Here is a 12,272-nt window from a genome sequence, read left to right as displayed (position 1 = left end):
TTTATTTCCATATATAACTGCTACTTCGCCAGTGCATATTCATAAAATACGAATTCTGTTTCTCCGGTACTTTCATAATACTCCTGTGCTGTTCCACAATTAACAAAACCGTATTTTTCATACAATTTCTGTGCTGGCACATTAGTTCCGATTGCGTCCAGTACAGTGCCCTGATCTGATCAAGATCTTTTATAGATACTTCTTTTAATCTAAGATTTTTCATTATTGCTTTCTCCTCACCTTCTTGCCTTTCAGACAAGAAGCATTCCTCTCTATCGATATAGTCAATATATTTCTTATCCTGTTTCCTGACAATGTCTCGAAAGACAATTCCTGATGAACCATTAAAAATAAATTTTTCAAAACCTCTGTAAGGTCGATAAAACCCGAAAGTTGATTAATAACCCCCATTGATTATTTCCCAACTCTTTTTATCTGCCGTTTTCACTAAATACCATTGCCAGTTGGCGTATGTATCATTAGGATTGAACCCACCATCTCCACCTTTTTCGTCTGTATCAAAAATTGATAATACTACAATAAGTTCTTGGTTATTCTCTTTGTGATACTTCTCAATTTCTTCTGCAAATCTGTTTTCAACATCCTCGTCATAGCGAAGTTCAGCAAGTGTGCAACCTTCAAAATCTTTTGCAAATTTTTTCTCTATGACATCAAATGCTTCCTTGATCGAATTTTCACCATAGAGTGCAGAGTAGCCAACAACACGATTAACATTTGATACATTTCCTCTATTTCCAGTCAATACAAGGACTGTTGCCACACCAAAAATTACTAATACAGCACATATCACAATTATGCTTTTCTTCTTCATACAATCACACCCCTTTGTCAAATTCTGTTTTTTAATTCTAACAGCTTAAAGTTGCCTGTCATAAAATATTTGAAAAGAATTTTCGTTTTTCGATGCTATTCTTTGTTATACTTTATGCATGATCCTTTGTGCCACATATCAACAAGGCAGGGCATTTGATTTCATATGACAAATTCTTTTCCATTACCTCTGCCAGAATACGATAGCCATGTCCTGGAATTTTTGCTATTATCCTATATTGTTAATAAATTCATTACCAAATTAACCATGATATCCTTTTCCGATGGATTCGACTCTGCAATCATTAACGTAATAGCAACCATCGCTCCATCGCTTATTCGCTTTGTTCCATCCTTATATAAAAAATTATTTTTATTTAAAAATTCCAAAAACAATGAAGCAGCAATTCTCTTACATCCATCGGCATAAGGATGATCTTTTATCATAAAATATAATAAGTTAGCAGCTTTTTCCTCCAACGAGGGATAAACATCTCCTCCAAAAACACTCTGGTAAACTGCAGCTAAAATCCCCTCAACTTTTCCTTCTTCTTTTTCAATGCCAAAAACATCAGAATGAAATGTATCTTCCATAGCATCTACCATCCTACGACATTCTTCATATGTTATCCTATAAATTGGTTTACTTCCCTCTGGCTTATTTAGCGATTGATGGTCATATTGATCTAATAGCATTAAAGCCTCTGTATACAAATTAACTGCTTTCAACACATCTATTTCCTCTACTTCCAGGGTTGATGCCAACATTTTAGTTTGTATACTTACTGTACGCTGCAATGCCTCCAATCTCTTTTCATTAATTGCATATCCCTGGATAATATATTGTTTAAGGATTTTATTCGCCCATTTACGAAATTCCACCCCTCGATTAGATTTTACCCTGTATCCAACAGAAATAATCATATCTAGATTATAATGCTCTACCTGGTAAGTTTTACCGTCTGAAGCAGTTGTCGCAAAATTTGCGACAACTGAATTATCTAATTCTTCTTTCAATGCATTATTAATATGTTTACCAATCGTCTTCACATCTCTTTCAAATAACTCAGCCAACTGATTTCTATTAAGCCATACAGTATTATCATTAACGGACACATTAAGTTTTATCTCCTTATCTGCCGTTTCAAACAAAATCAATTCATTTTTCATAATGACTTTCTCCTACAAATGTCGAGTTGTATCATCACTTATCGTCATCTTTTTTCACAAAAATAAGACTACCAGATATACCCAAAGATATACCCAAGCATCTTCCATAATCTGTTATAAGACACTTAGTACTAATTGTTCCAGAAAATTTTCATAGAGATTCTGCAGTATTTTTACGTCTGAAAAACAACATTTATTTTTGAAGCAAATATTGTTCTCCCCAATTACATAGTTCATCCAAAATTGGTGTCAACGTTTTCCCAAATTCAGTTAAGGAATATTCTGTTTTTGGCGGAACAACCGGATAGACCTTACGATTAATCAATCCATCTTTTTCAAGTTCCCGAAGCTGTTGAGCTAACATTTTATCCGTTGCTTTTGGAATGAGTTTATGAACTTCATTATATCGTAATGTTTTATTCATCAAATGCCACAAAATTACGGCCTTATATTTTCCACCAATTAATTGAATAGTTGCTTCAACCGGACAATTAAAACCACAACCATTATTTATCATGATATCTTCACTTTCTTTTTAGGTAGTATATTACTAAATAGTGCGTTCTTGTATAAAAGTACTGTTTTGAGTACAATTATAGTATAGGTTGACCTAAGATACAATAAAAAACAAGGAGACTTTTATATGACAACATTATTAGATATTGCAAAGAAAAGATATTCTGTTAGAAAATATGAAGATAAACCCGTAGAAAAAGAAAAACTAGAAAAAATACTTACCTCCGCTCATGTGGCACCTACTGCTGCAAATTTACAGCCAGTAAAACTATTGGTTGTGCAGGATAAGGAAAGATTGAAAAGCATTGCAAAAGCTGGAAATATTTACAATGCGCCACTAGCCATCATTGTTTGTGCCGACCATTCAAAAGCATGGACAAGACCCTTTGATAACAAGCAGACGGCAGATATTGATGCTTCCATTTTAACAGACCATATGATGCTGCAGGCAACCGAATTGGGATTAGGAACCGTTTGGATATGTTTTTTTAAACCAGATGTACTCAAAAAAGAATTTCAGTTACCCGATACCTTAGAACCCATTAATATTCTGGCTATTGGCTATGGAATAGGCGATGCGGAAAGTTCAGATCGTCATTCTAAAACCCGTATTCCTATAACCGAATTAGTTTCTTATGACTATTTATAAGTTTTTGAAAAATAGATGATACAATAAAGTTCAACAAAGCCGATACTGGATTTAAAAAATCCCGCATCGGCTTTTTACTTCGGTTTCTTTTCCCTGTAATTTTTTTACCTCCCAAACATATCATTGCTCCATAACAAGGAAATCTATTGTACATCTTTTTTTAAGTTCATAAAGAAAATTGCTATTTTATCTAACTTTCCTTCATTATATTCTGCAAAATCCAGATAATATTTTGGAATACTTACAGCTTGAATTTCTTTTTTATATAACCATTGTCTTGTTTTTGCTTCCGGTGCAAAAATAACTGCTTGATTTTCACCGGAAAAAATCTCATTATAAGTACATGCTGAACGATTCAAAACACACTTCCAATCCATATTCTTATTCTGAAAATATCGATTTAATTGATTCAAAAATTTCTTTGCTTTTTGCATATAAATGACATTCATAATTGGATTATAATGTTCTCCTTCTATTACAGGAATTTCCCATACTAAACAACACGTTTTCATTTACAGATCTCCCTTTACAAAATGCATGACTCCTCAATTTCCTAATCAATAAAACTTGAAGTTGTCTCTTAATCCTTCAATTTCGATAAATCTTCTAAATACATTTCTGTATATCCACATTCTGGGCAGACTGCAACTCTAACATCATCTATAGTTGTCGCCTTTTGTTTTTCATCTACCCGAACAACAATCCCATAGCCACCACCATTAGCTTTAAGTCTTAAATCTAATTTCATGCTTGCCCCACACTTTTCACATTTCCGCATTGTTTATACCTCCAAATCCCGATTGTTTTAATTATTCTCAGTTCCACCTTCTTGCCCTTCGGACAAGAAGTATCCCTCGCTCAAAGAGCTCGGTCAATTCCGATTGTTCAACAGCTTAAATGGCATATCCCATATCGTAGGCTTTTGGGAAAACACTTTGATTCCTGACTAATCCAGCATCCATCACGTTTGCTGCATATATCTTTCCTGCAATCTTGTATTCTTCCAGATGCTCTACAAAACCATCCAGATCACCAAGTGATCTTTCAATAATGTCCTCAACCAGGCCAGCCGATATAATGTAGTAAACTTCTTTTTTACCAAGATGCTGCCAGATAGGATAAGTGCGGTCAATAAAGGTTTTCATCTGGGCACTGATTCCATAAAAATAAACCGGAGTAGCCAGTACAAGTACATCTGCTTTCTGAAACATTTCGAGTATTTCAGCCATGTCATCTTTTAATACACAGGTACCGCCATTTCTCATACAGCCGTCGCAGGCTCTGCAAAAACCTATATTCTTCTCCATGATGCGTACGATGTTTACCTGATGTCCTTTTGCTTCTGCCCCTTTTTTAAACTGCTCACAAAGGATTTGTGAATTTCCTTTTTTTCTTGGCGAGCTTGAAATAATCAATATATTTTTCATTGGTATATTTTTCCTTCCTTGATACTGATTTACAGACTTTTTTATAACCTATTTTTCCAGATCCTATAATTCTGATACAACATTGATAGGATTTCCTTCCATAAACTTCTCTATATTGTCTGCCAGAATGGAAACCAACCGCTGTCTCGTTTCAAGTCCTTTCCATCCCATATGAGGGGTCAAAATGACATTGTCCATAGTATAAAGAGGGCTGTTCTCTTCAGGTGGTTCGGTTTCCTGAACATCAAGTCCAGCTCCTGCAATCGTACCCTATGACTGCAGTATGTGCCACACGTTCTGTACTATATGCCGGGATATTGCAGACTGTAATCCCCCTCTGCCCTGCTGCTTCAAGATCAATATTATTATATCCTGTACCTACCTCACAGATCAGCTTGACAGATTCCGGGAATCTCTGTATCATTTCTGCACTCACAGGCATCTCCTTTGTTACAATGATATCTGCTCCCTGAATACGCTCTGTCAGCTGCTGTTCTGTTGTATCATCATATACGGTAACATCAGAAGATAAAATGGAAAAATCCAGCTTCCCATCAAAATTCATTTTTTTTGCATTTAACACCACACATTTATCGTACATAATATAAATTCCTCCTTGTATATATTCTGTAATTCAAATCATATCACACTTTCCATCATATTTCCCAGGCCCAGTACCAGAACTCCCAGAATTGATTTTGCATCTACATTGTAAATTTCTCTGGACAAATCTACATTGTACGGCTGTCTGGATGCTGAATTCACAAAATCAACAGCCTCTTTGATAGAAGTCAAGCGGATATTCGCAATCCCCACAGGGGACTTACTTGATTCGGTTAAAAGAGCATCTGTTCCGGGATCATGGATTCCGTCTGCAGTGCAGCGGAGATATGCTTCATGGAATCTGTAAAGACTGTGAAAACAAATCCGATCAGCTGTGATCTGTTTCAGATGCAGCATGATGGATCTGGCGGATCACGCATCTGATTGATACCGGTACTGTAAAAAGGCAGGCAATCGCCCCAGACAGCATGATTGCAACATCCTGAAAAAGAAATTTGGAATTGAGAATAATTTCCAGGTTATATTGCTGTGTCTGAACATAGGCAAATAACAGAATAGAGCCTCCAAGATAAGCAAAAAGCAGCGTATTTACAGTTGTTCCTATAATTTCTTTTCCAACCTGATAGCCGGAAGAAGTAAGTTCTTTCGCTGTCAGGCTGTTTTTATGTGTCCAGACTTCATATACAGAAGAAGTTACAGATAAAGCAGTATCAATAACCGCTCCAAGAGTACTGAAAACAGTTACAAAAACTGCCACATGAAGCATATTAATATGGATATCCGTACTGTAATAATACATAAAATCATCTTCTGAAAGCTGAAGCTCATTCAGTCCATAGCTTCCTGATCTCCATATAATAAGATAAATCGGAATAAATAAAAGCAGCATCACAAGCAAGGTAGCCAGAAAAGCCGCCCGTGTCTTTGGATTGTTTCCATTTTGGTAAAACAGGGAATTGTAGCAGACTCCTGCCCCTGCAGCCAATATCAGAAGCAGCGCCGGGAAACCAATGGACATCAGAAGAATCGAAATAAACAGAATTACAATATTACCGGCCAATGTCATAAGAGAAACTGCTCCGCGCTCCCCACCAATCAGAATCATTAAAATAATCAACACCAGTGCAAGAAAAATTATCATTTTTTGTCGCTCCTTTTCAGAGATGGTAGTTTCATGATAATAGAAGAAATAAAAACAGATACAGGGATTGCCAGTACAATTCCTATACTTTCAATCAGAAAACGACAGATATCATATGGAATATGATATCGTATGATCGTTATAAACCTGATCTCATTGTTCATTTTCAGGATAAACATAGGAATCATACTGCTTGCCAGAACAAAAAGCAACACATTTATCATGGTTCCCATAATGTCATATCCGATTTCCCGTCCTGAATGTATTAATTTTCTCAGAGAAACATCTGGATTTTTCCGGACAATTTCCCCTGTTGCAGCACTGATAGTTACAGCTACATCCATGATAGCTCCAAGTCCTGTCAGCATAATATCTGTCCAGAATATATCAGCGGAATTACTCATACTCCCCAGATATTCCAGATTAGAATAATCCAGATCTCCAAAAAACTGAATAGAAAATTCAAATAATGCCATGATCAGAAACAGTACGCATATGGTTGAAATAACAGAAGCCCATGTTTTTCTGTGGATCCCATTCAGACAGATCAGAGTTGTTATCGAAAAAAGAAAAGCAATTACATTGCAGATATTTAAGATATTTTCCCCTTTCATAAAAGCCTGAAATCCAAACGCGAATATAATTGTGTTCAATATCAGCGATATGATCGTATAGAATCCCTGTTTTCCTGTAATACAGATCAGAAGAAAAAACAGACCACCTGCCAGCAATGCCAGATAACCATCACGCTTTATGGAACGTATGGATTTCCCTGGATTTTCCCTTGAACCGCTTAAAAGGACCGTGTCTCCTTTGTGATATTTCTGATTCTGAACCTGAGACGATGTATATTCATTAGAAATAGAAATCTCTTCCCCTTTATGGGTACCGTTTAATATACGCGCTGTAATTTTCTGAGTATAATAATACTCTTCTGCATCCCTGGTTCCTTTTCTGCTCATTGTTTCCTTTTCTGTTACTGAAGATATCTTCGCCAGAGGCGTATGATAAAACCTGGCGTTAAAGCAGGTAAATATAACACAGATAATATAGATGCCTGCTAAGAAATATTTCATCTGAAATACATGAGATTTCATAGGATTCTTTTTTCTCCTTCTTAATAAAAAATATTGCAACCCTAAAGATACTAATCAGTTACTTTTTATCGAAATACTGTGAGTTCTATATCTTTCAGCTGTTATAATAATCCAGTATTTTTTTCCATATCCGCATTTTCCACTTCTCCAATTAACTGTTCACAGCCAAATAATTCTCTGACTGCATTTTCATATACCACACATTTCTCAGCCTTCTTAATCTTTTTGGCATATTTTTTATTGTTTGTAAACATAGGTGCCAGATAAGACCATAATTCTTTCATACGGAACAGGATATTTCTGTCTCCGGACAGGTCTTCACAATATTCATTGTACATCATATCATGAAATCTGCGGATTTCTTCCTTTGACGCAGGTGCACCGCCACGGATCTCTCTGGCAAGTGCAGGATTCTTCAGTGTTCCTCTGCCTGTCATAATGCAGTCCAGGGTCGGAAACATGTCCTGTAATCTGGTACAGTCCTCTGCTGTGACGATATCTCCGTTATAGCAAACCGGGCTCTTGGCCCGCCCCACTGCCTCCCCAAATGTTTCCAGACGTGGCGTATTTTTGTAATAGTCTTTCTGCACTCTTGCGTGAACAATTAACTCTTCCAGTGGATATTTATTATAAATCGTCAGCAGATCTTCAAATTCTTCCGGATCATCCATACCCAATCGAGTCTTGATGGAAATCTTCATATCACATTTACGGAAAATCTCATCCAGGAATTTGTCCAGTTCATCCGGTCTGTCCAGAAATCCCGCACCTCTGCCTTTTGTCACAACAGTCTTTGACGGACAGCCAAGGTTCAGATTCACTTCATTATAACCGTATTCCTGCAGTGTTTCCGCTGTCTGGATAAAATCCTCTGCATTCTTTGTGAGAATCTGGGGAACAGCATACATCCCCTCATTATTCTCAGGCATAATGTCTTTCTTTTCTCTGGTGCTGAGATGTCCTTTCTGATTTGGAAGGATAAAGGGAATAAAATACTTGTCAAAACCTCCAAAGCACTGGTAAAGTGCCCTTCTGTATGTATATCCTGTGATTCCCTCAAGGGGGGCTAAATATATTTTCATGTGCTTCTCCTGTTGTATTGTATTCAAGCGGATAAAATCATCCACTTCGCTGTGTAGTTCTACACCTGATAACTGCTGAGCAGTTTATTCGGTTAAATTCTTCATCCATTATACTGTAATCATTCTAATTTCTCAATGCAGATTTAAAACATCCGCTGCAAAAATCAACACAAAAAGAGATACCCTTTTTGCAAGCATCTCTTTCAATTCGGTCTGCGCAGCCTGTCCGTCAGCATCGAAAATCATATCCTTGTTCATCACCAGCTTTATTAAGCATAGCAGAGGAAAAGACACTCTGCCATCACACAATTGTACAGAACAGGTAAAATAATTGTAAAAAGGCTCAAATTTTTCTGGAAAAGCACCAACACCCTGTCCTCGACATAAACTATATAGAAATCCCCTTCGAGGTAGCGATTTGAAGGCCTTTCAAAAACCTTTGTCCATATCCCAGGAAAAATATTATCTTCAAAAATATCAGGAGGGTGATTCTCAGGCAAAGAATATCCTGATCGAGCATAATCTCCGGCTGGTAGCACATGTGGTCAAAAAATATCAGGGAACCGGTGAGGATACAGATGATCTGATCTCTATTGGAACCATCGGACTGATCAAGGCTGTCACAACCTTTAATCCCCAGAAGGCTTCCCGGTTATCCACCTATGCTGCCAGATGTATAGAAAATGAACTGCTGATGTATTTTCGTGCTAAGAAAAAGCATTCAAAAGAAGTGTCCCTATATGAACCCATAGGAACAGATAAAGAAGGAAATGAGATTAATCTGTTAGATGTGATCGAGAGTGCACCTGTAGATATTGTAGAAGACTGCTATATCCGCGAAAATACCGACTATCTTCTACGCTCTCTGAAAAAAGTCCTGTCAGATAAGGAATATCAGGTAATCTGCTGCAGATATGGGCTCTTTGGCATGGAGGAAGAAACTCAGCGGGAAATTGCCCGAAAACTGTGTATCAGCCGCTCTTATGTCTCCAGGATCGAAAAAACTGCTCTGCAAAAGCTTCGAGGCCTTTTCCCGCAAATGCAGTAAACGCAGCCAACAAATTTAACGTTGGCTGCGTTTATTAATCACTCTGCTCTTCTTAACAGATCGTAAACCTGGATTTCGGTTCCCAGGTCGATAAACAGCTTCTGCTGTGCATGAGGCGCACTCTCCATGGAATTGCCTTCCTCATCATAAATTCCCTTCACAGTGACAGCTACATTCTGTCCGTCCGGTTTCATAATTTCAATTGTCTCACCTACAGAGAATTTATTTCTCTGAGTGATCTGCGCATAACCCCGTTCATCCACTGCCTCAGCAAATCCCAGATACGTATATTCCTTCTGATAAGTATTATTATCATAAATCTGTGTATTCTCATCCGGTTTTCCATAGAAGAATCCGGTTGTAAACTGTCTGTAGGTACAGTTGGAAATCTGTTCCTGGTACCATGGCATATTTGCCTGATATTTCTCAGGGCTCTCCATATAGTCGTCTATTGCCTTGCGGTAAGTTCTGGCAACTGTTGCGACATAGAGAGCGGTTTTCATACGGCCTTCTATCTTCAGACTGTCGATTCCGCTGTTAATGATATCGTCCATATGCTCGATCATGCAGAGATCCTTGGAATTAAAGATATAGGTTCCTCTTTCATTTTCAAATACCGGCATATATTCTCCCGGACGTTTCTCCTCAACAATAGAATATTTCCAGCGGCAGGGATGGGTACAGGCTCCCTGGTTGGCATCACGTCCTGCCAGATAATTACTGAGCAGACATCTTCCGGAATAAGAAATGCACATAGCACCATGGATGAATGTTTCAATCTCCATATCCTCCGGAATATGCTCTCTGATCTCTTTAATCTCCGCAAGCGAAAGCTCTCTGGCTGTTACCACACGCTTTGCTCCCAGATTGTACCAGAAACGATATGTCTCATAGTTAGTATTGTTTGCCTGTGTACTGATATGACGTTCGATTTCCGGGCATATTTCCTTTGCATACATATAGATTCCCGGGTCTGCAATGATCAGTGCATCCGGCTTCAGTTCTTTCAGTTCTGTCAGATATTCCCTCACACCCGGCAGATCATAATTATGGGCCAGAATATTTACAGTCACATAAACTTTCACTCCATGTTCATGGGCAAAAGCGATTCCTTCCTTCATATCTTCATGGGAAAAGTTCTTTGCTTTGGCACGAAGTCCAAAGGCTTCTCCACCGATATATACTGCATCTGCTCCGAAAATAACAGCAATCTTCAATACCTCAAGACTGCTAGCCGGAACCAGCAATTCTATTTTTCTCATATTGTTCACTCCTGTTTCACACTGACTGTAACTCCGTCTCCCAGGGGAATGATCGAAGTTATCAGGGATGGATTATGTTTCAGTTCATACAGATACTCACGCATTCTCTTATATATGGTTCTGTTTCTGCGCTCTACCAGATAATGGGATTCTATGATATCTCCCTCCTGAAGCACATTGTCAGAGATGAGAACACCGCCATTTTTCATAAGACGCATCACATCCGGAAGCCAGTTGATATACTGTCCCTTTGCAGCATCCATAAAAATCATGTCAAACGAATCTTCCAGTTCTTTTAATATCTGTCCTGCGTCTCCCTCAAGCAGAGTAATCTGCGCTTCCCGTCCGGCTCTCCTGAAATTCTCTTTTGCGATGGGAATTCTCTTCTCATAATTCTCGATCGTTACGATTTCAAGATCCTCAGGACCATATTCGCACATAAGAAGTGTGGAGAAGCCAATGGCTGTCCCCACCTCCAGAATACGCTTCGGCCGGTTTACAGCCAGAAACATTTTTATAAAACTCTGCATTTCTCTCCGGATGATCGGCACCCGTTCCCTGATGGCATACTGCTCCAATTCTTCAAGAAACGGTGTATTTCCCATATCCAGTGAATTAATATAGGTACGCATCCGCTCGTCAACTATCACGAATCACTTACCCCTTCCTGTTCATCATCACCTGCCAGAATTCCCATGATACGATTAGGTGTATATGCTGTACTTAACAGATACGTTCCGGCCTGAAGCTTTCCATGATAAGTAGATAGTCTCTCCTGAACATAAAATACCGTTGCACTCTTGACCAGACCTTTTTTCTGAAGAGTTTTGGCAATCTTGTACAAGGAAGTATCTTCCTTGATCACCACTGTAACTTCCTGTCCTTCTCCGGGACTCATGGCCTGCTGATTAAAGACATCATGTCCAAACTGATAAGAAGCCTTTCCTACCCAGAAAAGTAAAACTATCACACATATATAAAGTACGATCTTAAAAAACGTTCCTGCAACAACAACACCTGCTGCACCTGCACGTTCCCTGGTATCACTCATAAGCTATTTCCTTTCTGTATATCAGGCGGATAAAGTCATCCGCTCAGTTATCTGCTCACAGCAGGATAACTTTTTTACAGTTTATCTGCTCACATTCCCGGGACATCTATATCAATACCTTCTCCCAGTTTTATACAGATTCTCTGCATCATTTTACACAAAGCAAGCTCCGCATCCAGATACGCATTCACTTCCGGGTGTCTGCGCAGCTCTGCGGATTCTTTTCCCATCTGCTCTACAACTTCAAACAGATTATCGGAATCACATTCATTCTTGACTTTATAATTATCTGCCCTGAATGTATCCACACGTGCCTTCAGTTCGGGCTTCTTTTTCAGGATATCACTCTGCTTCTGAAATTCCAGATATTCAGGGCTCTCCTTTATAGCCTCCAGAAGCCCTTTAATACTTTCCTCTATTGTATTTGGTTCCAT

19 protein-coding genes are annotated in these 12,272 nt (G+C 38.4%); 2 read left to right on the top strand and 17 right to left on the bottom strand.

What is annotated here, in order from left to right:
• Position 1: 1 nt before the first annotated feature.
• From LI074_RS02365 to LI074_RS02350, 4 genes are all read right to left on the bottom strand, one after another.
• The gene (locus tag LI074_RS02365) at positions 2-223 is read right to left on the bottom strand and encodes a hypothetical protein (protein ID WP_173697629.1); all 222 of its coding nucleotides are present in this window, start codon (positions 221-223) and stop codon (positions 2-4) included.
• Positions 224-397: 174 nt separating this feature from the next.
• Entirely contained in the window at positions 398-832 is a 435-nt protein-coding gene (locus tag LI074_RS02360; RefSeq protein ID WP_173697628.1) for a hypothetical protein, read from the bottom strand.
• A gap of 233 nt (positions 833-1,065) precedes the next feature.
• Complete coding sequence (gene rhuM, locus LI074_RS02355) at positions 1,066-2,001, bottom strand: RhuM family protein (protein WP_173697627.1); 936 nt, start codon at positions 1,999-2,001, stop codon at positions 1,066-1,068.
• Between the two features lie 193 nt (positions 2,002-2,194).
• Positions 2,195-2,518, bottom strand: coding sequence for a winged helix-turn-helix transcriptional regulator (locus LI074_RS02350; RefSeq protein WP_173697626.1), 324 nt, complete (start codon positions 2,516-2,518; stop codon positions 2,195-2,197).
• Between the two features lie 126 nt (positions 2,519-2,644).
• Between LI074_RS02350 and LI074_RS02345 the strand changes: the two genes are divergently transcribed.
• Positions 2,645-3,166 carry a nitroreductase family protein gene (locus LI074_RS02345; protein WP_173697625.1) on the top strand — a complete coding sequence of 174 codons (522 nt, stop codon included), beginning with the start codon at positions 2,645-2,647 and terminating at the stop codon, positions 3,164-3,166.
• Positions 3,167-3,309: 143 nt separating this feature from the next.
• Here the strand turns inward: LI074_RS02345 and LI074_RS02340 are convergent, their stop codons facing one another.
• From LI074_RS02340 to LI074_RS02305, 9 genes are all read right to left on the bottom strand, one after another.
• Positions 3,310-3,678, bottom strand: coding sequence for a hypothetical protein (locus LI074_RS02340; RefSeq protein ID WP_173697624.1), 369 nt, complete (start codon positions 3,676-3,678; stop codon positions 3,310-3,312).
• Between the two features lie 68 nt (positions 3,679-3,746).
• A complete protein-coding gene (locus tag LI074_RS02335; protein ID WP_173697623.1) occupies positions 3,747-3,944 on the bottom strand; it encodes a zinc ribbon domain-containing protein in 198 nt (65 codons plus the stop codon).
• Between the two features lie 115 nt (positions 3,945-4,059).
• Entirely contained in the window at positions 4,060-4,593 is a 534-nt protein-coding gene (locus LI074_RS02330) for a flavodoxin family protein (RefSeq protein ID WP_173697622.1), read from the bottom strand.
• Positions 4,594-4,656: 63 nt separating this feature from the next.
• Positions 4,657-4,857: an NAD(P)-dependent oxidoreductase gene (locus LI074_RS17710; RefSeq protein ID WP_334296856.1), complete on the bottom strand. Its 201-nt coding sequence runs from the start codon at positions 4,855-4,857 to the stop codon at positions 4,657-4,659.
• Positions 4,838-5,194 carry a hypothetical protein gene (locus LI074_RS02325; protein ID WP_330597629.1) on the bottom strand — a complete coding sequence of 119 codons (357 nt, stop codon included), beginning with the start codon at positions 5,192-5,194 and terminating at the stop codon, positions 4,838-4,840. The genes LI074_RS17710 and LI074_RS02325 overlap by 20 nt, the downstream gene beginning before the upstream one ends.
• Positions 5,195-5,232: 38 nt before the next feature.
• Positions 5,233-5,553: an HPr family phosphocarrier protein gene (locus LI074_RS02320; RefSeq protein ID WP_173697621.1), complete on the bottom strand. Its 321-nt coding sequence runs from the start codon at positions 5,551-5,553 to the stop codon at positions 5,233-5,235.
• On the bottom strand, positions 5,525-6,298 hold the full coding sequence (locus tag LI074_RS02315) for a YibE/F family protein (RefSeq protein WP_022381228.1): 774 nt from the start codon (positions 6,296-6,298) through the stop codon (positions 5,525-5,527). Before LI074_RS02315 ends, LI074_RS02320 begins: the two co-directional genes overlap by 29 nt.
• A complete protein-coding gene (locus LI074_RS02310) occupies positions 6,295-7,395 on the bottom strand; it encodes a YibE/F family protein (RefSeq protein ID WP_025579189.1) in 1,101 nt (366 codons plus the stop codon). Before LI074_RS02310 ends, LI074_RS02315 begins: the two co-directional genes overlap by 4 nt.
• 101 nt (positions 7,396-7,496) lie before the next feature.
• Entirely contained in the window at positions 7,497-8,477 is a 981-nt protein-coding gene (locus tag LI074_RS02305; RefSeq protein ID WP_173697620.1) for a tRNA dihydrouridine synthase, read from the bottom strand.
• 418 nt (positions 8,478-8,895) lie between these two features.
• Between LI074_RS02305 and sigK the strand changes: the two genes are divergently transcribed.
• On the top strand, positions 8,896-9,525 hold the full coding sequence (sigK, locus tag LI074_RS02300; RefSeq protein WP_022381225.1) for an RNA polymerase sporulation sigma factor SigK: 630 nt from the start codon (positions 8,896-8,898) through the stop codon (positions 9,523-9,525).
• Between the two features lie 38 nt (positions 9,526-9,563).
• On the opposite strand, the gene LI074_RS02295 is transcribed toward sigK, so the two are convergent.
• The 4 genes from LI074_RS02295 to LI074_RS02280 all read right to left on the bottom strand — a co-directional run bounded on the left by LI074_RS02295 (position 9,564) and on the right by LI074_RS02280 (position 12,272).
• Positions 9,564-10,787 (bottom strand): peptidase U32 family protein, encoded by a 1,224-nt coding sequence (locus tag LI074_RS02295; protein WP_020994100.1) that lies wholly within the window; start codon positions 10,785-10,787, stop codon positions 9,564-9,566.
• Positions 10,788-10,792: 5 nt separating this feature from the next.
• Positions 10,793-11,437 (bottom strand): O-methyltransferase, encoded by a 645-nt coding sequence (locus LI074_RS02290; RefSeq protein WP_008707426.1) that lies wholly within the window; start codon positions 11,435-11,437, stop codon positions 10,793-10,795.
• Positions 11,434-11,838: an endolytic transglycosylase MltG gene (locus LI074_RS02285; RefSeq protein WP_008707419.1), complete on the bottom strand. Its 405-nt coding sequence runs from the start codon at positions 11,836-11,838 to the stop codon at positions 11,434-11,436. Before LI074_RS02285 ends, LI074_RS02290 begins: the two co-directional genes overlap by 4 nt.
• Positions 11,839-11,927: 89 nt before the next feature.
• Positions 11,928-12,272 carry a YlbF family regulator gene (locus LI074_RS02280; protein ID WP_173697619.1) on the bottom strand — a complete coding sequence of 115 codons (345 nt, stop codon included), beginning with the start codon at positions 12,270-12,272 and terminating at the stop codon, positions 11,928-11,930.

The organism is Blautia sp. MSK18_10, assembly GCF_020553185.1.
GTDB lineage: Bacteria > Bacillota > Clostridia > Lachnospirales > Lachnospiraceae > Blautia_A > Blautia_A wexlerae.
The sequence above is the reverse complement of the archived record's forward strand: the minus strand, read 5'-3'. Positions and strand labels throughout refer to the sequence as shown.